At 42.8% G+C, this 22,092-nt stretch carries 24 protein-coding genes and 3 riboswitches; of the genes, 21 read left to right on the forward strand and 3 right to left on the reverse strand.

Annotated features, from left to right (window positions below):
- Positions 1-744 carry an energy-coupling factor ABC transporter permease gene (locus NYE65_RS23645; RefSeq protein WP_328177214.1) on the reverse strand — a complete coding sequence of 248 codons (744 nt, stop codon included), beginning with the start codon at positions 742-744 and terminating at the stop codon, positions 1-3.
- 63 nt (positions 745-807) lie between these two features.
- Positions 808-936 (reverse strand): hypothetical protein, encoded by a 129-nt coding sequence (locus NYE65_RS23650; protein ID WP_264641018.1) that lies wholly within the window; start codon positions 934-936, stop codon positions 808-810.
- Positions 920-1,115: riboswitch (cobalamin riboswitch) on the reverse strand. (Overlaps the previous gene by 17 nt.)
- A 200-nt stretch (positions 1,116-1,315) precedes the next feature.
- Positions 1,316-1,505: riboswitch (cobalamin riboswitch) on the forward strand.
- Between the two features lie 152 nt (positions 1,506-1,657).
- Here NYE65_RS23650 and NYE65_RS23655 point away from each other — a divergent pair.
- The 17 genes from NYE65_RS23655 to NYE65_RS23735 all read left to right on the forward strand — a co-directional run bounded on the left by NYE65_RS23655 (position 1,658) and on the right by NYE65_RS23735 (position 16,804).
- Positions 1,658-2,026 (forward strand): (2Fe-2S) ferredoxin domain-containing protein, encoded by a 369-nt coding sequence (locus NYE65_RS23655; protein WP_328177213.1) that lies wholly within the window; start codon positions 1,658-1,660, stop codon positions 2,024-2,026.
- Between the two features lie 14 nt (positions 2,027-2,040).
- A complete protein-coding gene (gene cobJ / locus NYE65_RS23660; protein ID WP_034312507.1) occupies positions 2,041-3,678 on the forward strand; it encodes a precorrin-3B C(17)-methyltransferase in 1,638 nt (545 codons plus the stop codon).
- An 18-nt stretch (positions 3,679-3,696) separates the two neighbouring features.
- Positions 3,697-4,629 (forward strand): sirohydrochlorin chelatase, encoded by a 933-nt coding sequence (locus NYE65_RS23665; protein ID WP_328177212.1) that lies wholly within the window; start codon positions 3,697-3,699, stop codon positions 4,627-4,629.
- Complete coding sequence (gene cobK / locus NYE65_RS23670; protein WP_340861858.1) at positions 4,626-5,396, forward strand: precorrin-6A reductase; 771 nt, start codon at positions 4,626-4,628, stop codon at positions 5,394-5,396. Before NYE65_RS23665 ends, cobK begins: the two co-directional genes overlap by 4 nt.
- A 12-nt stretch (positions 5,397-5,408) precedes the next feature.
- Positions 5,409-6,056 (forward strand): precorrin-8X methylmutase, encoded by a 648-nt coding sequence (locus tag NYE65_RS23675; RefSeq protein ID WP_034312499.1) that lies wholly within the window; start codon positions 5,409-5,411, stop codon positions 6,054-6,056.
- A 5-nt stretch (positions 6,057-6,061) separates the two neighbouring features.
- Complete coding sequence (locus NYE65_RS23680; protein ID WP_054396212.1) at positions 6,062-7,174, forward strand: cobalt-precorrin-5B (C(1))-methyltransferase; 1,113 nt, start codon at positions 6,062-6,064, stop codon at positions 7,172-7,174.
- On the forward strand, positions 7,158-8,372 hold the full coding sequence (gene cbiE / locus NYE65_RS23685; protein ID WP_328177291.1) for a precorrin-6y C5,15-methyltransferase (decarboxylating) subunit CbiE: 1,215 nt from the start codon (positions 7,158-7,160) through the stop codon (positions 8,370-8,372). The genes NYE65_RS23680 and cbiE overlap by 17 nt, the downstream gene beginning before the upstream one ends.
- Positions 8,365-9,072, forward strand: a complete 708-nt coding sequence (gene cobI, locus NYE65_RS23690) for a precorrin-2 C(20)-methyltransferase (RefSeq protein WP_057275921.1) — start codon at positions 8,365-8,367, stop codon at positions 9,070-9,072. The genes cbiE and cobI overlap by 8 nt, the downstream gene beginning before the upstream one ends.
- Positions 9,069-9,845 (forward strand): precorrin-4 C(11)-methyltransferase, encoded by a 777-nt coding sequence (gene cobM / locus NYE65_RS23695; RefSeq protein ID WP_328177209.1) that lies wholly within the window; start codon positions 9,069-9,071, stop codon positions 9,843-9,845. Before cobI ends, cobM begins: the two co-directional genes overlap by 4 nt.
- On the forward strand, positions 9,842-10,966 hold the full coding sequence (locus tag NYE65_RS23700; protein ID WP_328177208.1) for a cobalt-precorrin 5A hydrolase: 1,125 nt from the start codon (positions 9,842-9,844) through the stop codon (positions 10,964-10,966). Before cobM ends, NYE65_RS23700 begins: the two co-directional genes overlap by 4 nt.
- Positions 10,967-10,982: 16 nt before the next feature.
- The gene (locus NYE65_RS23705; protein WP_340861859.1) at positions 10,983-12,374 is read left to right on the forward strand and encodes a cobyrinate a,c-diamide synthase; all 1,392 of its coding nucleotides are present in this window, start codon (positions 10,983-10,985) and stop codon (positions 12,372-12,374) included.
- Between the two features lie 38 nt (positions 12,375-12,412).
- On the forward strand, positions 12,413-13,222 hold the full coding sequence (gene cobA / locus NYE65_RS23710; protein ID WP_328177206.1) for a uroporphyrinogen-III C-methyltransferase: 810 nt from the start codon (positions 12,413-12,415) through the stop codon (positions 13,220-13,222).
- Positions 13,201-13,764: a nitroreductase family protein gene (locus NYE65_RS23715; protein ID WP_057275916.1), complete on the forward strand. Its 564-nt coding sequence runs from the start codon at positions 13,201-13,203 to the stop codon at positions 13,762-13,764. The genes cobA and NYE65_RS23715 overlap by 22 nt, the downstream gene beginning before the upstream one ends.
- Before the next feature lie 14 nt (positions 13,765-13,778).
- Positions 13,779-14,315, forward strand: a complete 537-nt coding sequence (locus NYE65_RS23720; RefSeq protein ID WP_048678477.1) for a cob(I)yrinic acid a,c-diamide adenosyltransferase — start codon at positions 13,779-13,781, stop codon at positions 14,313-14,315.
- Between the two features lie 12 nt (positions 14,316-14,327).
- Entirely contained in the window at positions 14,328-15,845 is a 1,518-nt protein-coding gene (locus NYE65_RS23725; protein ID WP_328177204.1) for a cobyric acid synthase, read from the forward strand.
- Between the two features lie 173 nt (positions 15,846-16,018).
- Positions 16,019-16,291: an HU family DNA-binding protein gene (locus NYE65_RS23730; RefSeq protein WP_034312477.1), complete on the forward strand. Its 273-nt coding sequence runs from the start codon at positions 16,019-16,021 to the stop codon at positions 16,289-16,291.
- A gap of 348 nt (positions 16,292-16,639) precedes the next feature.
- Positions 16,640-16,804, forward strand: a complete 165-nt coding sequence (locus NYE65_RS23735) for a hypothetical protein (protein WP_170974019.1) — start codon at positions 16,640-16,642, stop codon at positions 16,802-16,804.
- Here the strand turns inward: NYE65_RS23735 and NYE65_RS23740 are convergent.
- Positions 16,801-17,529, reverse strand: coding sequence for a protein kinase domain-containing protein (locus NYE65_RS23740; protein ID WP_340862175.1), 729 nt, complete (start codon positions 17,527-17,529; stop codon positions 16,801-16,803). The two genes, NYE65_RS23735 and NYE65_RS23740, sit on opposite strands and share 4 nt — an antisense overlap.
- Positions 17,530-18,284: 755 nt before the next feature.
- Positions 18,285-18,416, forward strand: a riboswitch (TPP riboswitch).
- A gap of 134 nt (positions 18,417-18,550) precedes the next feature.
- Between NYE65_RS23740 and tenA the strand changes: the two genes are divergently transcribed.
- The 4 genes from tenA to NYE65_RS23760 are packed head-to-tail and all read left to right on the forward strand — an operon-like array spanning position 18,551 to position 22,087.
- Complete coding sequence (gene tenA / locus NYE65_RS23745; protein ID WP_034312447.1) at positions 18,551-19,234, forward strand: thiaminase II; 684 nt, start codon at positions 18,551-18,553, stop codon at positions 19,232-19,234.
- A gap of 15 nt (positions 19,235-19,249) precedes the next feature.
- The gene (locus NYE65_RS23750) at positions 19,250-19,828 is read left to right on the forward strand and encodes an ECF transporter S component (protein WP_034312445.1); all 579 of its coding nucleotides are present in this window, start codon (positions 19,250-19,252) and stop codon (positions 19,826-19,828) included.
- An 18-nt stretch (positions 19,829-19,846) separates the two neighbouring features.
- On the forward strand, positions 19,847-21,310 hold the full coding sequence (locus NYE65_RS23755; RefSeq protein ID WP_328177202.1) for an ABC transporter ATP-binding protein: 1,464 nt from the start codon (positions 19,847-19,849) through the stop codon (positions 21,308-21,310).
- Positions 21,311-22,087 carry an energy-coupling factor transporter transmembrane component T family protein gene (locus tag NYE65_RS23760; protein ID WP_340861860.1) on the forward strand — a complete coding sequence of 259 codons (777 nt, stop codon included), beginning with the start codon at positions 21,311-21,313 and terminating at the stop codon, positions 22,085-22,087.
- Positions 22,088-22,092: the final 5 nt, after the last annotated feature.

Genomic DNA, 22,092 nt, shown 5'->3' on the forward strand with positions numbered 1-22,092 from the left:
TTAACGGGCCTCCTTAGATAAAACTCGCAGCAATTTCAATTCGCCTAGATTGTATTTTTTCAAGAAATTCATTACGACGACTGTCAATAACCCCTCACTGATGGCCAAGGGAATTTGGGTCAGGGCAAAAATCCCTGCAAATTTAACGAAAGAGGCCATGAATCCTCCTACTTCGGATGGGAAAGCAAGAGCAAGTTGAACGGAAGTTACCACATAGGTGCCCAAATCACCAAAAGCAGCTGCCAAGAATACGGCAAGTGAAAAAGACCATCCCAATTTAGTTGCGCCCTTGAAGACAAAGTAAGCAATGAAGGGTCCGCAGACGGCCATGGAGAATGCATTGGCCCCTAATGTCGTCAATCCTCCGTGTGCCAGTAAAACAGCTTGAAATAACAGAACGATGGAGCCGACTACACTCATGGCCAATGGTCCGAATAGTATGGAACCTAAACCAACTCCGGTAGGGTGCGAAGAACTTCCCGTAACGGAAGGAATCTTTAGGGCCGATAATATAAATACAAATGCGCCCGATAGGCCAAGTATCATTTTTGTTTCTGGGTTTTCCCTTACTTTGGACCTAATGGACCGGTAACCCAAGATTAAAAATGGAAGCGTCACGGCCCACCAGAATATAGCCCATTCTATGGGTAAAAAGCCCTCCATGATATGCATGGCCAATGCCCGTTTCGGGACAAAAAGCAGTAAAATGACAAAATAAATAATTTTCCAATTGGTTCTTTTCATTCTTTCTCCTTTCAACACTTTTAATTATTCTGATCAATCTTGAGAAGAAAAGCGGCGCCCAAACTAAAAAGCACTTCTCTCAAAGGAAAGAAGTGCGTAATGAACAGGAATTTTGCAGCATGAACCAACCATGGGCCATTTTGCCTGATCCGCACGCCCATCCTCGTAGGCTGAAACAGTTTCACGCTTCATGGCAGGTCTCCTGGCTTTGGTTCATCATCCCATTACATCCTTCCCATCTCATTTGACAGTGGATTAAAGTTAACGTAATGGAAATTCCCTTTACAGTGGCGGGACCGCTCCGGATTTTCACCGGCTTCCCTTTTAAGCTGAATTTCGAGAAATTCAACACCATGAAACTTATGTAATTATTTAGAAAATTCTCGTATAGTGTACCATAAAGAAATAATTCCAGCTACACTATCTTTTTTTTGGGCCGAATTTTGTTGCGAGGAAAGGATTGTAACTGGTTTTACACGTTTAAACTTTTCTAAACAGTCGGAATAAACTATTGAATTTTGACAAAGTTGTTATATGATAGATTAAGTTAGTTGGAAATGTATAATAAAACCAAATATTTCATTTTAAAAGTGCCCTTGTGTGAATAAGCAAGGGATAATAGGGAAATCGGTGAAAATCCGATGCAGCCCCCGCTACTGTAAACGCTGATGAAATTGTCGATAGCCACTGGCAAGATGCCGGGAAGGGACAAAGTAAAATGAAGCGTAAGCCAGGAAACCTGCTTTTAAAATTGTATGATACTTTTCGGAGGGAAAGGTAGAAGGACTATGACGATTTTGGGAGGATTTGGCATGCTTGCCTTTGGCTTCTCATTCATATAGTTTTTTTAAAACCTTGACTCTTATGTTAAGGTTTTTTATTTTGCCTTTTCCCTGAACTCAGGAGGAAGAAGATGACTACTTGGAACTTGACGGGTACAAATACGCATCTGTTGATTTGTAATGGGAGCAGCTGCATGAAAAAGGGCGGGGAAGAAGTAACCCAAGCGATTCGTGATGAAATTGCTTCAAAAGGACTGGATCTGAAAATCCATACAACGAGGACACGCTGTAACGGAAGATGTAAGGATGCCTGCGTTGTGATTGCCTATCCCCAAGGAAACTGGTATCGAGTGGAAACGCCTGATTTCGGTCGGCAGATCGTCAGTAATCTCGATGATGGTGACTTTGTTCCACAGATGATCTATCAGTACAATGACGGGGAAATGACCCCTAATCCAGATTTTCCTGCTCATACGGGTATTTCAAAGAACAAAGCGTAAAAGGAGATGTCTTAATGAGTACAAACGGTAAATTATTCGTCGTGGGCTTTGGGCCCGGGAATTTTGAACACATTACCAAACGTGCCGTCGAAGCCCTTCAAGAAAGTGACTACATCATTGGTTATAAAACTTATGTTGAACTCATTCAGGGACTGCTAACAGATCAAACGATCATTAGTACGGGGATGACTGAAGAGGTATCACGTGCACAGGAAGCAGTGAAACAAGCGGAGCTGGGAAAGAAAGTGGCGGTGATTTCCAGTGGGGATGCCGGAGTTTACGGGATGGCAGGGTTGGTTTATGAAGTATTGATTGAAAAAGGCTGGAAAGAAGAAACTGGAGTGGGCATTGAAGTCATTCCTGGCATTTCTGCAATCAACTCATGTGCGTCTTTACTTGGGGCGCCCGTCATGCACGATTCGTGTACGATCAGCCTCAGTGATCATTTAACTCCTTGGGAACTGATCGCTAAAAGGGTTGAAGCAGCTGCAATGGCAGACTTTGTCATTGCACTTTATAATCCGCGCAGCGGCAGGCGGACCCGGCAAATTGTTGAAACACAGAAGATTCTCCTTCGCTACCGCTCGCCGGATACACCTGTAGGGTTGGTGAAAAGTGCTTATCGCGATAGGCAGGATATTGTCATAACCAATTTGCAGGATATGTTGAATCACGATATTGGAATGTTGACAACCGTCATTATCGGTAATTCATCCACCTTTTTATATGACGACAAAATCATCACACCAAGAGGCTATCAGAGAAAATATACGCTGAATTCGGAAAAGCAAACATTGAAGCCGCATCAGCGACTGCAAAAAGAAGCGGAACCGTGGGCATTAGATCAAGAAGCCTTAACAGAGTCCGCTGGAGGAGTTGGATTACTTACAAAAGCACCAGAAAAGAAGCCAGCTTCCTTTGAAATGGCAATGGAGGCCCTGTCAAGAGTCAAGGGTCAAGCCGTTAAGCAGTCCATTCAGCCGATTGTTCAGCAAAAAATGGAGTCGGTATTCGAACTTGCCGTTAGTCCAGGTGTGGCGAATAAACAATTCACTCCCAAACAAATGATGACACTTGCGGAAGTTGTCGGGGAAAAGGGAACGATGGAGTATACGCCAAATCATAAAATCGTCTTAAAGATCCCGACAATGGATCCGGAAGTCATTACAGGGAAATTGCAATCAGCAAACTTTCTTTTGTCGCCGATTGGGGATGTACTGACTTTAAAAGCCTGTGATTTCTGTGATGGTGAAAAAGCGGAATCCATTCCTTATGCGGACGAAATACACCGGGTGCTTGGCGGAATGAGCATGCCCAAGGAACTGAACATCGGTTTTAATGGGTGTGGGATGGCTTGTTATAGTGCTGTGATGGATGATATCGGGATTGTCTTCCGAAAAGGGAAGTTCGACTTATTTCTTGGAGCTAAACCGGTTGGAAGAACAGCCCATCCGGGTCAGCCGGTAGCGGAAGGCATTGAACCGGAACAGCTTGTAGAACTGATCACGGACATTGTCGGCGAGTATAAGCAAAATGCCCATCCAAATGAGCGGCTTTTTAAATACTTCAAACGTTCGAAAAAGATACAGAATTTTTCATATCAGGACATCGCTCCCAAAATAAACATAGAGCCTGCGCCTTGTGAAGACTAATCAAGAGGGGGAAAGTAAATGAAAGCAGTTTTGTTCGTAGGACACGGAAGCCGGTTGGCTTCGGGAAATGAAGAAGTCCGTCATTTTATTGAAAATATGATTCCGGCAATGGACGGGCGTTTCCTAGTGGAAACGTGCTTCTTGGAATTTGCGGCACCGAATATATCCAAAGGAATCGATAATTGTGTAAAACGAGGGGCTACTGAAGTTATCGTCATACCGATCATTTTGTTGCATGCAGGACATTCGAAATTACATATCCCAGCTGAAATAGAGGATGGGAAAACAAAGTATCCAGAAGTGAAATTCACATACGGCCAAACGATCGGGGTCCACCATGATGTATTGACGATCCTGACAGACCGTCTTGAGGAAGCGGGATTCGATACGACCTCTGAACATTCTGAGACAGCGATATTGCTAATTGGCCGAGGCGGCAGTGATGCTGATGCCAATAGTGATATATATAAAATTTCACGATTATTATGGGAAAAATTAAGCGTTAAATGGGTCGAAACAGCCTTCATGGGTGTAACGGACCCTCACGTGGATGAAGGTATTGAACGATGCATCCGATTAGGGGCAAAAAAAATTGTGATGCTGCCATATTTCCTCTTCACTGGGGTGTTGATGGAAAGAATGGAGGATATGCTGAAAGGCTATCAAGAGCAATATCATGATCGAGAATTCATATTGGCAAAGTATTTTGGATATCACCCAACCTTACAGAACATTCTGCAAGAACGAGTAATTGAAGCCAGTGAAGGCAAATCAAGCGGGGCGCGTGATTTGGAAAACTATCGTAAACATGTCGAGGAACATGGACATGCTCACCATCATCACCATCACGACCACGATCATGATCACCATCACGACCATGATCATCACCACGATCACGACCATGATCATCACCACGATCATGATGGGCAAGCGGTGGGGACATCAAAATGATTTTGTTCTTGGCGGGTACAAGTGATGCAAGGGAATTAGCGATTGAGATGCAGCAGGTGGGGTACAAGGTTTTGGCAACTGTTGTAACCGAATCGGCTGCTAAGAGTTTGCAGGATGCAGGGATATCCACCCGGATTGGCCGATTATCTGCAGAAGATATGACATCTTTAATCTCTGCAAAAGGTTTTCAGGCTGTAGTCGATGCAAGTCACCCATTTGCCGAAGAAGCATCCAAAAACGCCCTTAACGGAGCAAAGGCAGCAAATGTTCCTTATATTCGTTATGAGCGTGAAAGTCAACGGTTTCAGAATGATAAATTGATAGTTGTCCGTGATTATGAGGAAGCTGCCAAGCTTGCCGCAGAAAAACGGGGAGTCATCATGCTCACGACCGGAAGTAAAACCCTAGCCGTGTTTGCAAAAGAATTGGTGGGGCTCGAGAATACCAGAGTCATAGCGAGAATGCTGCCACGCATGGACAATATGGAAAAATGTGCACAGCTGGGCATTGAACAAAAAAATATCGTTGCGATTCAAGGTCCATTTTCCAAAGAATTAAATAAAGCTCTATATGAACAATATGGGGTCACATTGATGATAACGAAAGAAAGCGGCAAGGTCGGTGCGGTTGATGAGAAATTGGAAGCCGCGTTGGAATGTGGAATAGAGACGATCATGATATCACGACCTGATGTTGACTATCAAAATGTTCATTTCAGTTTTGATCATGTCATTGCCGAGTTGAATAAACAGCTAATTGAAAAATAGGAGGAATGCAAGATGGATTTTAAAACAGATTTTAAACCACTAACGGTAGACCCTGACAAAATATATGATTATAGCTTTTCAATCATTGCTGAAGAAATGGGCAATCATGATTTTTCTGAAGATGAATGGAAGATCGTCCGCAGGGTCATTCATGCTTCAGCGGATTTTGAATTGGGAAGAAGTGTCATCATCCACCCAAATGCCATTCAAGCTGGTGTGGAAGCCATTCGCAAAGGAAGGCATGTCATTGCTGATGTGCAAATGATCGAGAGCGGCACAGGCAAAAAAAGATTTCAAAAACACGGCGGGGACGTTCATTGCTATATTTCAGATCCGGATGTGATGGTCGAAGCAAAACGTTTGAATACGACAAGGGCAATCATTTCGATGCAAAAAGCTGTAAAGGAAAATGAAGGGGGCATTTATGCCATTGGCAATGCACCTACCGCTTTACTTGAGCTCATTCGCCTCATTAAAGAAGGGATTGCAAAACCGGACTTAATCATTGGAATGCCTGTTGGGTTTGTTTCTGCAGCAGAATCGAAAGAGGAACTCGCTAAGATCACTGAAGTTCCATTCATTACGAATATTGGCCGAAAAGGTGGAAGTACTGTCACTGTTGCCGCATTGAACGCGATTTCCCTTTTAGCTGATAGTTAAAAAACATGGAAAAGAAGGTGAAAAAAGACCCCTCACAAATGCGTCATGGATATACGACGGGAGCATGTTCGACCGCCGTGACCAAAGCGGCATTGACTGCATTGATCACGGGGGATGCACTAGAGGAGGCAACGATTTCCTTGCCAATTGGCCGAGATGCCACTTTCACTATTGAGAAATATGAAATATCGGAAAATGCGGTTAGTGCAGAAACGGTTAAAGATGCCGGAGATGATCCCGATGCCACACATCTGGCCCATATTATCTCTACTGTCAGCTGGTCCGATGCACCTGGGATTATCTTGGATGGAGGGACCGGAGTTGGTCGTGTGACCAAACCCGGGCTTCCCGTTCCTGTAGGGGAAGCGGCTATTAATCCTGTACCGCGCAAAATGATTTTAACCACTGTGCAGCAAACATTGGAAGAATTTAAGATCAATAGAGGAGTGAAAGTCGTCATCTCTGTACCTGCAGGTGAAGAAATAGCGAAAAAGACATTAAATGGCCGCTTGGGGATTGTGGGAGGCATTTCCATTTTGGGAACAAGGGGCACTGTCGTCCCTTTTTCCAGTTCCGCCTATATGGCAAGTATCGTCCAGGCTATCAGTGTCGCCAAAGCGAGTGGGTGTGAGCATCTAGTCTTAACGACTGGCGGGCGCAGTGAAAAGTATGCAATGGGTCTTCTTCCAGACTTACCTGAGGAAGCCTTTATTGAAATGGGTGATTTTGTGGGCTTCTCACTTAAGCAATGTAAGAGGCAGGGAATTAAAAAGGTATCACTGGTCGGCATGATGGGTAAATTCTCCAAAGTGGCCCAAGGTGTGATGATGGTGCATTCAAAAAGTGCCCCGGTCGACTTTGGTTTTCTATCGGAAATAGCCCAAAGCGTCGGAGCTGAAGATGATCTTGTTCTTGAAATCAAGAATGCAAACACAGCGTCACAAGTCGGGGATATGATGTCAGCCATTAATAACTTTGACTTTTTTAATAAACTATGTGAATCCTGCTGTCACTCTGCCATTAACCAGGTGAAGGGCGGCATTGAAATGGAAACGGCGATTTATTCGTTGAAAGGACAATTACTGGGAAGGGCTGTTGGAATTGAGTCAATCGATTAAATTAATTGGGATAGGGGATAACGGTCAGGAAAGCTTACTGCCTCAATATGCCCAATGGATAGAAGAAAGTGAAGTGCTGGTCGGAGGTGAACGGATCTTATCCTTCTTTCCGAACTATTCTGGCAAGAAGATTGTCATAAAGGGCGGCTTGAAAAAGGTCGTGGAGCAACTGCAGGATGAAACTCGTCCAACGGTTGTCTTAGCTTCCGGTGACCCACTGTTTTATGGAATGGGAGGCTATCTTTCCAGCAAAATCAACATGGAGGTTTACCCATATTTCAGTTCGATTCAGCTTGCTTTCGCAAAAATGGGGGAAAGCTGGCAAGATGCCTTTCTCGTCAGCATTCATGGCCGCAGTATGAAAGGGCTGGCCCAAAGAATTGATGGGAAAGCGAAAGTGGCCTTACTTACAGACAGTGAAAATAGTCCTAATCAACTGGCTAAATATCTCCTTTCATTCAGAATGACTGAATACCGGGCATTTGTGGCTGAAAACCTTCAAGGAGAAGCCGAAGAATCTGGCTGGTATGAACTAGATGAAATGACGGAGCGGGAATTCTCTCCCTTGAATGTCGTCATTTTGAAAAGAAAATCAGAAGGTCCAAGCTGGTCCTTGGGGATAGAGGATGAAGAATTTTCGCAGCGTAAGCCGGACAAAGGCCTCATAACCAAAAAGGAAATTCGAGTATTGAGTCTGCATGCGTTGAAGCTAAGGGAAAACAGCATAGTTTGGGATGTTGGGACGTGTACGGGCTCAATGGCAATTGAAGCGGCCAAGCTTGCATCCGAAGGCCAAATCTTCGCAATTGAAAAAAATGAGCCTGATTTAGAAAACTGTTATCAAAACCAACGTAAATTCCGTACCGATATAACGGCGATTCATGGAAAAGCCCCGCAGGGATTGGAAACTTTTCCGGATCCTGATGCAATCTTCATTGGCGGTACCGGCGGCGAAATGGCAGAGCTGATCAATACTTGCTGCAAACGGCTTAAAGTTGGCGGCAGGATCGTTCTGAATGCTGCGACGATCGAGAATCTTTACCGGGCTAATGAGGCATTTGCTGAAGCTGGTTTTCACACTTCCATCATGCATGCGCAAATCTCCAGAAGTAAGCCAATATTGGGAATGAACAGATTTGTACCTCTTAATCCGGTTTATATCATTACTGCACAACGAAAGGAAGACATGAATGAGTAATCTTGGTACATTATATGGCCTTGGCGTGGGCCCGGGCGATCCAGAGCTAATTACAGTAAAGGCATTTCGCGTGATTCAGGAATCTCCGGTCATTGCGTATCCAAAAAAAAGAAAAGGGAGTAAAAGCTACGCCCATCGCATTGTTGAAGTTTACATTCGTCCTGAAGAGAAGGAGATGCTGGGCCTTGTTTTTCCGATGACGAAAGATCAAGCCATCTTGGATCGGGAATGGAATGGAACGGTTGAAAAGGTTTGGCAAAAATTAAATGAAGGAAAAGATGTAGCTTTCGTTACGGAAGGCGATCCGCTTTTATATAGTACGTTCATACATATGATGAAATTGATGCAGGAGTTGCATCCTGAAGTCGAAATCAAGACGGTCCCGGGCATTTCTTCCTTTAATGGATCAGCGTCAAGGCTGGGCATCGCTTTGGCTGATGGTGATGATCATGTTGCGATAGTTCCTGCAAGGGATGATTATGAAGCGATGAAGAAGGCGATCGAAGATCATGATGCCGTGGTGTTCATCAAAGTGGCAAAGGTCATCGATTTAATGATTTCCGTTTTAAAAGATTTGGACTTACTTGAAAAGGCCTCGGTCGTAACCAAAGTCACTTCCGATGAAGAAGTGATTTGGAAAGTGAGTGAATTGGAAGGACTTGAACTAGAATACTTAACATTGATGGTGGTGAGAAAATGAAGATATATATTGTAGGGGCCGGCCCGGGTGATCCGGATTTGATTACTGTAAAAGGATTGAACATTCTCCAAACGGCCGATGTGATTTTATATACGGATTCATTAGTGAATGAAGAATTGATTGCTAAGGCAAAACCTGATGCTGAGGTGCTAAAAACGGCTGGAATGCATTTGGAAGAAATTGTTGGCATCATGGTCGATCGTGTTAAAGCAGGAAAGATGGTTGCCAGAATCCATACAGGGGATCCTGCCATGTACGGTGCAATCATGGAACAAATTGTCCTATTGAAGAAAGAGGGTATTGGTTATGAGGTGATCCCTGGAGTGAGTTCGGTATTCGCCTCAGCAGCAGCAATAGGAGCAGAGCTGACTATCCCTGATTTAACCCAGACACTCATATTAACGAGGGCTGAAGGACGTACGCCTGTTCCGGAATTTGAAAAATTACGTGATTTGGCTAGTCATCATTGTACGATTGCCCTTTTCTTGAGTGCGACCTTGACAAAAAAAATCGTTAAAGAACTTCAGGAAGCAGGTTGGAAGGATGAAACACCGGTCGCAGTCATTCAACGGGCAACATGGCCGGACCAAAAAATTGTCCGTACCACATTAGTGAACTTAGATGAAGCCATGCGTCAAAACGGTATTCGCAAGCACGCGATGATTTTGGCTGGATGGGCTTTGGACCCTGACATCCATGATAAAGATGAATACCGTTCCAAACTATATGATGCGAGTTTCACCCACGGTTTCAGAAAAGGTGTTAAACCATGATCATTGAATTGAAAGAAGCGGAACTTGCTCCCATTAAACGGTCCCATACTTATGCGATCGTAGCGATTACAAAGCATGGTGTCGAGCTGGCACGAAAATTACATACCGTTTTTTCGAATTCCGATCTATATTACATGAGCAAGTTTGAAAAAGGGGACGAAGAGCATAAACAGATCCAGCTTTTTTCAGGCAGTGTCCGTATGCTATTGCCAGCTTTGTTCAAGGAATATAAAGGAATCATACTAATTATTTCTCTCGGGGCAGTAGTCAGGATGATTGCACCAATTTTGAAGGATAAGAAAACGGATCCAGGTGTCGTAGTCATTGATGATAAAGGGGAAAATGTTATCAGTGTACTTTCAGGGCATCTGGGTGGGGCAAATGAACTGACAAAGGAAGTGGCTGCAGCGCTTGATGCAAGAGCCATAATCACGACGGCTTCGGATGTACAAAAAACGATTCCTGTCGACTTATTCGGCCAGCGCTTCGGCTGGATTTGGGATTCAGCAGAAAAATTGACGCCAGTAAGTGCGTCCGTTGTAAATGAAGAGCATGTTGCCGTTATACAGGAATCAGGTGAACGGAACTGGTGGCATTATGATACGGCTTTACCTGAACGAATTATCGTATACCCATCCATTGAAGAAGCGCTTCGAGCAAAGCCGCAAGCTGCTCTGGTCGTGACTCACCGCATGCTTAAGCAGTCGGAAAAGAGGATCCTTGAAAATGGAATCGTATATCGTCCAAAGGTCATCGCTCTCGGTATCGGGTGCAATAGGGGAACGGCGGCTGCTGAAATTGAGCAGGTGATTGCAGAAACACTAGCCGAATTATCATTTTCATTAAAAAGCGTTAAGGTTATCTGTACAATTTCCTTAAAGAAAGACGAACTCGGCTTGATTGAAGTAGTTGAAAAATACGGCTGGGAATTCGTGCATTATGAACCCGAAGAGCTTAATCAAGCCAAAATCGAGGCGCCATCGGATACAGTGTTTAAATACACGGGTGCATATGGTGTGAGTGAACCGGCTGTAAGGATTTATACCAAAGCTGAACAATTGGAGCTTGTTAAGAAAAAATCGGGAAACGTAACCATATCGGTTGGGATCATTCCTTTTTAAGGAGGAAGAAACAAATATGAACGATAGAAGACTGGTAATTGCGGGTACCGGAAGCGGGGTCGGAAAAACGACATTGACCATCGGAATCATGGCAGCCCTCCAGAAGAAAGGCTATACCGTTCAAGGGTTCAAATGTGGTCCTGACTATATTGATCCTACTTATCATACTGCAGTTACAGGAAGGGTTTCACGCAATCTTGACAGTTGGATGTTCGAACATGACACTGTCCGGGAAATTCTTAACAAAGCAGGTACCGGAGCTGATATATCGATCATCGAAGGGGTCATGGGCTTCTTCGATGGCAAAAGTCCGTTAGCCAATACAGGATCGACGGCCGAAATCGGCATCATCACGCAAAGCCCTGTCCTGTTGGTAGTCAATTGTGCCAGCATGGCTCGGAGTGCAGCTGCCATCGTAAAGGGATTTCAGGACTTTTCGACCGGTCCTAACATCATTGGGGTCATTGCCAATCAAGTGGGAAGTGTAGGCCATTACAAAATCGTCAAATCAGCCATTGAGCAAGAATGCGATGTACCGGTGCTCGGATATATGAAGCGGGAATTGGATATTGATATTCCAAGCCGTCATTTAGGTTTAATTCCTGCGATTGAACGCGGGGAACTAAATCCGTTTTTCGATAAGCTTGCACAGTTGGTCATGGAAACGATTGATATCGATCAGTTGTACCGTTTGTCCAAGACAAATCCCGTTTCCAGTGGGAACTCAAATATATTTCAACATCAAAATGAAAGTGACGTGTGCATTGCTGTCGCAAAAGATGCAGCCTTCAATTTTTATTATCAGGAAAATCTTGAATTACTTGAAACGTTTGGGGCGAACATCAAATATTTTTCTCCTTTAAAAGGGGAAGAAGTTCCATTGGATGCCGATGGTTTATACCTTGGAGGGGGTTTTCCTGAGGAATTTGCAGCTGAACTTTCCGGTAACGTGGATGCTATCAAATCCATCAGAAGCACCATAGAAAAGGGGATGCCGACTCTTGCGGAATGTGGCGGTTTCATGTTTTTGAGCAAATCGATTGAAACAACTTCCGGAGAAACGCATCAGATGGCAGGAATGATACCGGGCAGGATTAAAATGCAGAAAAAGCTTGCAGCACTCGGGTATCGTGAAATAACAGGAACTCCAGGCAATTTTTTGATCAACGAAATGGAGCAGGCAAAAGGTCATGAATTCCACTACTCGACATTTGAAGCGGATGCTGATCTTACACATGCTTATGAAGCCAAAGGCAGATTCGGTTCGAAACAAGAGGGGTGTGTATTGGACAACCTTGTTGCTGGGTATACCCACTTTCATTTTGCTTCCAATCCAACACTTGCAAAGAACTGGATCGATGCTTGCTTAAAACAAAAAAACAGATCTGCCCATGAAACTATCAACTAGTAAAAGGTATTTTTTGAAGCTTAAGAGGAGGCGCGAGCATGAAACCGGGAAAAGTTCATCTGGTCGGTGCGGGTCCCGGAGATCCGAAATTGATTACGGTATATGGACTGGAATGTATCCAAAAGGCGGATGTCATTGCATATGACAGGCTTGTCAATCCAGAACTATTAAACTATGCAAAAGAAGATGCAGAACTGGTGTATTGCGGGAAATCACCAGGGAAACATCATCTCATTCAAAATGAAATACATGAACTTTTAGTGGAAAAAGCTTTACAGGGGAAAAACGTCACCCGTCTGAAGGGTGGAGATCCGTTTGTCTTCGGGCGGGGCGGTGAGGAAGCGGAGATACTGGCAGCTAACGGGATTGAATATGATATCGTCCCAGGAATCACAGCGGGAATCGCAGCACCGGCTTATGCGGGCATCCCGGTAACCCACCGTGAACATGCCTCAAGTTATGCCATTGTGACAGGCCATGGCCGTGATTACAAGGGGCAGGATAACCTGAATTGGCAGGCATTGGCTCAAGGGATTGATACCATTGCCTTTTATATGGGAATTGGTAATATGCCGTTCATCTGTGAAAAATTGATGGAGCATGGCAGGGATGGTAAAACGCCAGTGGCCGTCATTGAATGGGGCACGACAGATAAACAAAGGACGATCACCGGTACTTTGAGTTCGATTTCTTCGAAGGCTGTAAAAGAAGAAATTCAAAATCCGTCAATCTTTCTAGTAGGGGATGTCGTCCATTTAAGAGAAAAAATCCAATGGTTTGAAAGAGTGATTGAAACAGAGTCCATTATGGAAGGGAATGAGTTGGAATGTCCATCATTCAAGAATTGAAGGAACGCCGGGCGATAAGGAATTACGAAGAAAAAGAAGTCGAAGATCAAAAAATCAGGCAGTTATTGGAAGCGGCTACGTATGCCCCTAACGACCGATTGCGTGAACCTTGGAGTTTTTATGTAATCAAGGGGGAAGCGAAGCACCGGTATGAAAGTTTGGCAGAAAGGTATCTGCATGAGCGCTTCCCTACCAAACCCAAATTAATTGAAAGTTCACTGGAAGTTGTTAAGACGACACCGCTCATCATTGTCGTGACTTCTGATATTTTGCCGGATGATCCAGATTCATCCGAAGACAATGTATTCGCGTCTTGTTGCGCTGTCCATTCGATGTGGCTTGCCGCAAAAGAGCTAGGTCTTGGATTCGTTTGGCGGACTAGAGGAGTGGGTCTTGTCAGGGATGAACGCCTGCACGAATTTATCGGCTCACCGGATAACAAAAAAGTGATCGGCACCATTTTTGTTGGATACCCTAAAGGAGATCAACCGGTTCCTGCTACTAAAAGGACTTCATACATAGAAAAAACAGTTTGGTTATGAGGGTAGGTGAGTGAGTGGCACGCAGAGGATTAATGCTTATTTATACCGGAAACGGGAAGGGCAAGACGACTGCCTCATTAGGGGTGACTTTAAGGGCAATCGGCAGAGGAATGAATGTCAAATACCTTCAGTTCATAAAATCTCCAGAGCGTACATACGGGGAAGCATTGGCATTGGGAAAATTAGGAGTTAAAATGGAACAGCTAGGTATTGGTTTCACATGGACCAAAACCCCGGAAGAGCATCGCAATGCATTGGCGTTAGCTTGGGAAAAGGTGAAACTGGCCCTTGCTGATCCGGGCATTGATTTACTTGTTTTGGATGAGCTCAACAATGCTTTAGCCATTTCCAAATTCCCGATTGATGATGTCTTGCCATTGGCTGAAGTCATCGATGCAATTCGAAATCGCCCCGCTCATATGCATATAGTCATTACCGGCAGGGACGCCAAGCCAGAGCTTATGGAAATGGCGGATTTGGTTTCATCGATTGAGGCGACCAAGCATTATTATGACGAAGGTATCGGTGCAGTCAAAGGATTAGAGTTTTAGGGGGTGAGCGTAATGAAGGCACGATCCATCATGATACAAGGGACGTCATCCGATGTAGGGAAAAGTTTGATTTGTACGGCGTTTTGCCGGGTGTTTTCCAATAAAGGATTACGTGTCGTCCCTTTCAAATCACAAAACATGGCTTTGAATTCTTATGTAACCTTGGATGGCGGTGAAATCGGACGGGCTCAGGGAGTACAGGCGGAAGCAGCACGGATAACGGCAACGACTGATATGAATCCGATATTACTGAAACCAAAGCAGGATATGGTTTCGGAAGTGATCGTTCATGGAAAACATTTTCTTGATATGAATGCAAAAAGCTATCGGTCCCAATTTGTCCAGGAAGCCATGCCCATCATCCGTAAATCGGTGGAAAAACTACAAGATGAATATGACATCATAGTACTCGAAGGGGCAGGAAGTCCTGCTGAAATTAACCTTAAGGACCGGGATATTGCAAATATGCGAATGGCTAAACTCACAGATGCGGCTGTCATTTTAGTGGCCGATATTGATCGTGGTGGAGTATTTGCGTCCATTATCGGGACACTTGCCTTATTGGATCAAGGAGAACGAGATAGTGTAAAGGGGATCATCATCAATAAATTTCGTGGCATGCGTGAATTGTTGGACGATGGCATTGAATGGGTGGAAAAGGAAACCGGGATTCCGGTCCTCGGGGTGCTGCCCTATCTAGATGTGAATATTGAAGCGGAAGATTCACTTGCCCTCTCTTCCTTACGTTTTAAAAAGCCTAAAAAGGCTGAGTTTCCGATCGATGTAGCCGTCCTGAGATTTCCGCGGATCTCCAACTTTACAGATGTGGATCCTTTTTTCGATGAACCCGGAGTAGGTGTCCGACTTGTTAGCAGTGTCCATGAGTTAGGTAATCCCGATCTGCTAATTTTGCCGGGTACAAAAAACACGATGGAAGATTTAGAGTGGTTGAAACGTATGGGATTTGATCGGGCCATCGATGAACGGCGGAAACAAGGAACGATGATCTTCGGCATATGCGGCGGTTTTCAAATGCTAGGGACTAAACTTTTCGATCCTGATGCTATCGAGGGTGATGGTGAGAACGCAGAAGGGCTTTCGCTTCTTCCGGTGGAAACCGTCTTTCAAGCAGAAAAGAAGACGGTACAAATGGAAGGTGTCCTTTCTGCTGGGATAATGGAAAGTCAAATGAATCTTAACGGTTTCGAAATACATTTAGGCAGAACGACATTGAAGTCACAAGTAAGGCCCTTTCTATTATTGAAGGATGGAAGAGAGGATGGAGCCATTTCCAATGACAACCAAGTTATGGGAACATATCTCCATGGAATATTCCATAATCGCTTGTTCACTAGATTACTGGTTAACCAAATTCGACGGAACAAGGGGTTGGATGAAGTGAAGGAAAACGTTCAAAGCGACTCGGAGCGCAGGGAGGAAGCGTATAACCTCTTGGCTTCCCATCTGGAAGAAAACATTGATATGGATACCATCTATCAATGGCTGCAGCTCGAAACTGCAGAAAGTTGAACAAGAGTCAGACCGTGCTTAGTATGTTGATCAAGGCCCTTTTATCTGCAAGAAAGATCAATTTTGAGCTGCAATTCCTTTTATTTAGCCATAATAAGTGACAGAGGCATACAAGATATGTTATGTTGTCTTCTCTACATATTTTATACAAAATAAAAGGATGAGGTGTTCATATGAATAAAACAGAATTAGTGAGCAGTGTTGCAGCACAAGCTGAACTGACAAAAGACGAAGCAAAAAAAGTAGTGGATGCATTGTTTGAAACAATCACGGCTACACTTGCTAAAGATGAAAAAATCCAATTAGTTGGTTTTGGTACATTTGAAGTGCGTGACCGTGCTGCCCGTACAGGAAGAAACCCGCAAACTGGCGAAGAAATACAAATTGCAGCTAGTAAAGTACCTGCTTTTAAAGCAGGTAAGGAATTAAAAGAAGCTGTAAAATAAAAGGTGAACGAAGAAAAAACCTGGCGATGAAATATGCGCCAGGTTTTTTGTTTACTGACTGATCCGAAAAACAGATAATATATACGGAATGTAACACAGAAATGGAAAAGATAAAAAATCGAATTTGTCATCTATTCGTATGTTGTAAGAGCCATTTGGAGTTTCATTAATTGAAGGGATTAGGGCGTTCCCATGACCAACAATGAAAAAAGCCGAATCCATGAAGCGGTAATGGACTGTAACACAAATGAAAAAAAATTATAGTACTTATTAATAAGGTTTATACTGTGACTATGTTAGGCTAAATGAATAACAGGCTTTAAAACCAAAATAAAAGAGGTGAAAGAAATGCTGAAGAAAATAATGAAAAAAATCAAACAGCTTTCCCAAGGCAGCAGTGAGCGAAGACATGGGCATTATCGCCGAGGCAGCAGCAGCAGCCGGGGGTACAAAAGGTATCCCATGAGTGGAAGTGACCGCTACAAGAGAAAAGGGCGGGGCAGCAGCAGCTAATTCCAATTCTTTGACTTCAATACAGCCTGCAGGTCCATTAAGATATCTTTAATATCTGAGTAAGGTTCTTGGATGCTTAATAACCTTTTCAGTATATGCACGGTTTCTTTTTCTAACGAAAGCTCTTCTGTCCAAGGAAGTGCTTTTTTACTTTTGGAAGCGTACGTCGTATAAAGTACATATAGAAGTATTTCCCCCAAGTCGTAAAAATCCTGCCTTTTCAGCTGCAAAATGGATTCTTTAGCGAGGTTGTCCGAATTGATCATCTTGGACAAACCAAAGTCTATCAAAATGGGCTGATGGTTCTTAAGTAGAATATTCGGTATACGTAAATCTTGATGCAAAATGTCATGCTCATGTAGATAACATACTAAATCGACCAGCTTATACAGAAAATATAAAGACTCTTTCTCATTGAACGTTAATTGATTCGAGAAAATATGGTCTTCTAAATTATTCCCTTCTATGAAATCCATCACAAAATAAACATTTCCATCTTGCGAAAATTTCTCGTGAAATTTAGGGATATTTCTGTGGTTTAACATTCGTAATATGGAAATTTCATTTTCAAACTGTTTCAGCTCTTTTTTGCTGCGGCGTTTACTTTTCCGGAGCTGTTTGATCACTATATTTTCATTCATTTTCAAATCATTGCAACGATAAACAATACCGTAGCTTCCTGTTCCGATTACAGCTTTTACCTCGTAGCGGTAATTCAAAACCACTCCTTTTTTTAAAGGTATATCCACAAAAAATTGGTATAACTTTCTAAATGTACGCAAAATTGAAACTTTCCTCACCACTTTCATCTATTCAAGTCAAGAACAAAAAAAGGCCGTTATTAATTAAGCCGGAAATATGAATGAACATGGATAGTTTAACACTGATTTTTGATAATGCGGTAATGAAAGTCATTTCTTCGGGGAGATCTTTTGATAGTTCACAATTAAAAATAAATTTTTCATATAATTTCACATTATGAAATTATATGGTTTTTAAAAATATTAAGTTTACTATAATGAATTCATAATAAAAGAGTAGGAGGTGATGAGATGGATGGGCGCGAGTTGAGAAATTCTTTGGTAAATTCCCAACCGGCGTCACAATAGTGAGCTGGTTTGATGGTAGTGTTCAAAAGGGCATCACTGTGAATTCATTAAATTCACGAGTAAAATTGCAAAACTCACGAGTGAACTGCTGAATTCACGAGTCAAGTGGCCAATTCACGAGTAAAGCAGCTGAATTTACGAGTAAACCGGCCAAATTCACGAGTAAAACAGCAGAATTCACGAGTAAACCGTCAAAACTCACGAGTAAACTACTAACTGAGCTCCCTTTGATCAAATTCTTTGAAGGCTACGGGAAATGAGGGTATGGAAGATTGAAAGTTTAGTAACCCTAAATCAAGAAAACTTTTCTAATACGTTTGACAATTGGATTTATCGTGTTAATATAAAGGCAAATGAATTTAATATACAATTTGTACCACTAGGGGTGCTTTATAGGTAAAAGTTGATTTTTTACCCACAAAAGCTGAGATTGAAGTATGACTTTAAGACCCTTAGAACCTGATCTGGTTTATACCAGCGTAGGGAAGTGGGGTCTGGAACTATACATTTCTGTATTATTTCTTGTACAACCACTTTCTTTACGTTTAAGAAAGTGGTTTTTTGTTTGCAAAAAAAGGGGTGATAAGTGTTTTTTCCGTAACGTTCAATGAAAAAATACAATTTGGAGGTAATGGACATGAAGTTTTCAGAGGAGATCCGTAAGGAAGTTGATCACATTTGGGAAGCTAGTTTTAATCATCCGTTTGTTGCAGGAATAGGAGATGGCACATTGCCATTGGAGTGTTTCCGTTTTTATGTCATGCAAGATGCCTATTATTTATCTCATTTTGCTAGAGTTCAAGCCTTAGGGGCAGTCAAAGCTACAGATTTACATACAACAAGCAGGCTTGCCGGCCATGCACAAGGAACATATGAAGCGGAGTTGAAACTTCATGAGAATTTTTCCGAGAGATTAGGCATCACAAAAGAAGAACGGGAAAATTTCAAGCCTGCCCCGACTGCCTATGCTTATACTTCCCATATGTATCGTGCGGCATATTCGGGACATTTAGGAGATGTTATTGCAGCTATCTTGCCGTGTTACTGGCTGTATTATGAGATAGGTGAAAAGCTGCAAGGGTGCATGCCCGAAGAGCCGATTTATCAAGAATGGATAGCGGCTTACGGAGGAGAGTGGTTCCGCACTTTGGTGGAAGAACAAATTGCGAGGCTGGATGAGATAGCTGAAAAAGTAACTGAAGAAGATAAGGCGAGAATGAAAGAGCATTTTATTCTCAGCAGCCAATATGAATACTCATTTTGGGAAATGGCTTATCGTTTAGAGACATGGCCCGTTCATAAGGAAACATTAGAAGTATAAAAGGAGAATGAAACAATGAAAAAAGGATTGAAATTAACGGATATACTAGTCACGATCGTGATTGCGGTAGCATTTGGAATCGTTTATATCCTTTGGGGTTCGATTTATTATTCCGTTAAACCCTTAGGATTACATCTGGATCAACTTATTTATGGAATGTGGTTTATAGCTGGCCCTGTCGCCTTTTTCATTTTACGGAAACCGGGTGTGGCACTTTTGGCGGAGATAGCTGCAGCTTCCGGGGAATTCTTTCTAGGTTCCCCATGGGGGCTGACTGTACTGTTATATGGAGTGGTCCAAGGTTTGTTCGCGGAACTGGTGTTCATGGGGTTCAAATATAAAAAATTTAATATGCCGGTGGCCGTTTTAGCTGCGATGGCTTCCTGCCTGGCATCAGTTATCATGGATTTTGCATACGGGGAAATAGGTGCTCTTTCTACTTGGAATCTATCGTTATTCATGATAGCGAGGTTTGTGGGTTCCATATTCTTTGCAGGTGTGACCGCTTATTATCTAGTTAAAGTCCTGGAAGCAACAGGGGTAACTAATCTTGTGCGTCCGGTTTCCAATAAAGATTATGCAGAACTTGATTAAAAGAAGAGGTTGAGGGCCATGGAACCAATCGTTTCTGTTGAAAAGTTAAGAATGAAATTTCCCGGTGATGAATCTTTGATATTCAAGGACCTATCACTATCGTTTGATCAAGGAGAAAAAGTGCTATTGTTGGGACCATCAGGATGTGGTAAGTCCACTCTGTTGCAAGTGTTAAGCGGATTGATTCCGAATTCCATCGAAGTCCCGATGAAAGCGGAGAAATTGAAATGCCCTTCTTCATGGGGGTATGTTTTTCAAGACCCTGATAGCCAGTTTTGCATGCCATTTGCCGATGAGGAAATTGCCTTTGTCCTTGAGAATCTTTCCGTTCCTAAAGAAGAAATGAAAGAGAAAATTGAAAATCAAATCCGTAATGTAGGATTGAACCTAGGGCATACAAGTATAGAAACATTATCAGGCGGGATGAAACAGCGTCTGGCAATCGCTTCAGTATTGGCCCTTGAACCAGAAGTGCTATTTTTAGATGAACCGTCAGCCATGCTTGATCCGGAAGGAACGAAAGAAATCTGGGACTTGTTGAAGGAAGTCGGAAAAGACAAAACGGTTATTATCGTCGAACATAAAATTGACCATGTTTTAGAATTCATCGAACGAATCGTGCTTTTAAACGATGACGGTCAAATCATAGCTGATGGTCCAAGAGACACCATTCTTTCCCAATATAAAAATGAAATGAGAGAACATGGAATTTGGTTCCCTGGTGTTTGGGATGAATATATACAGAAGTATGCACCCACTAGAAAACACCAATTTACAGATGGTTTACCTCTTATGGATGTGCAAGGATTTAGCGGTTTTCGGAATAAAGAGGAAAAAATCAAGGTTGAAGAGCTGAAGGTACATTCAGGAGAATGGATTGTGATCAGGGGAGAAAATGGCGCGGGCAAGAGTACACTTTTGCATGCATTGATGCAGTTCATAAAAACGAAAGGTACGTATGAATTATTGGGGAACCCCATTAAAATGGTGAAAAATCCAACGGATCATATGACGTTTGTCTTTCAAAATCCTGAGTTTCAGTTCGTTGCAAATACTGTATATGAAGAGATTGCTTATTCATTGCGTATTGATAAAAGGCCGCAACAAGAAATAGATGAGAGAGTCCGCTCATTGCTTAAAGTGTTCCGCCTTGAGGCACATCGGGATAAACATCCGTTTCAATTATCAATGGGTCAAAAGCGTCGCTTAAGCGTAGCAGCATCAATCGTAATCGACAAAAAAATCATTCTCCTGGATGAGCCGACATTTGGCCAAGATTCGAAAAATACCTTTGCATTATTGGAATGGTTCGAGGAATATCGAAGGCGCGGAATAACCGTGATCATGGTAACTCATGACGAACATATTTCAAAAAACTTTGCAACCAGGATCTGGACGGTTAAGGGCGGAAACGTAATAAGTGATAAAAACATCGCGCAAGCCGGATTTGTCGAGACCAAAGTTAAAAGGAGTGTCATGTAGATGAATGTTTCAAACGCAGAAACATGGCTCCATGGAATTAATCCAAGCCTTAAACTTGGTGTACTGATTGTATTATGCATCGTGGCGTTATTCATTCATGACCTGAATTATATGATGAACATCACCATTGGCGTATTGATATTATTTTTGTTTTTTACCGGGCATTCGATAAAACGCATCCTGCTTTTGTCGATTCCCTTTTGTTTCATTTTTATATCCACCTCTTCTGCAATGATATTATTCGGGCAAGGTGAGACGCTTTGGGTTGAGTGGGGCCTCATATCGATTACGGAAGAAAGTTTCATGAGGGGATTACTGGTAGGCTTTCGAGCTTTGTTCTTTGCGGCCCTTGGTTTAACTTTTTCCTTAACGACGAGACCAGTGAACTTGTTTTATTCGTTAATGCAGCAAGTTAAGCTTAAACCGAAATATGCCTATAGTTTCATGGCGGCATTAAGGCTGATTCCCATCATGATGGAGGAGTTCCAAACGATACGAAACGCGATGAAGGTACGCGGTTTCGAAAGAGGAAAAGGGATAAGGTCGGTATATTTTAAAATGAAAGCCTATTCCATCCCGTTGTTATCCGGAAGCATCAGACGTGCTCACCGAATCGCGGTTGCGATGGAGGCAAAGCGATTTACAGACACTCGGGATCGAACATACTATTATGAATTTGGTTTTTCAAAAATGGACCATGGTTTCATTCTGTATTTTATCATCCTGCTGTTGGCCGGCTTTTACCTATCGATTCAATTCCCGTTAGTATCTATTTGATTTTT

This window comes from Peribacillus sp. FSL R5-0717 (assembly GCF_038002945.1).
GTDB lineage: Bacteria > Bacillota > Bacilli > Bacillales > DSM-1321 > Peribacillus > Peribacillus frigoritolerans.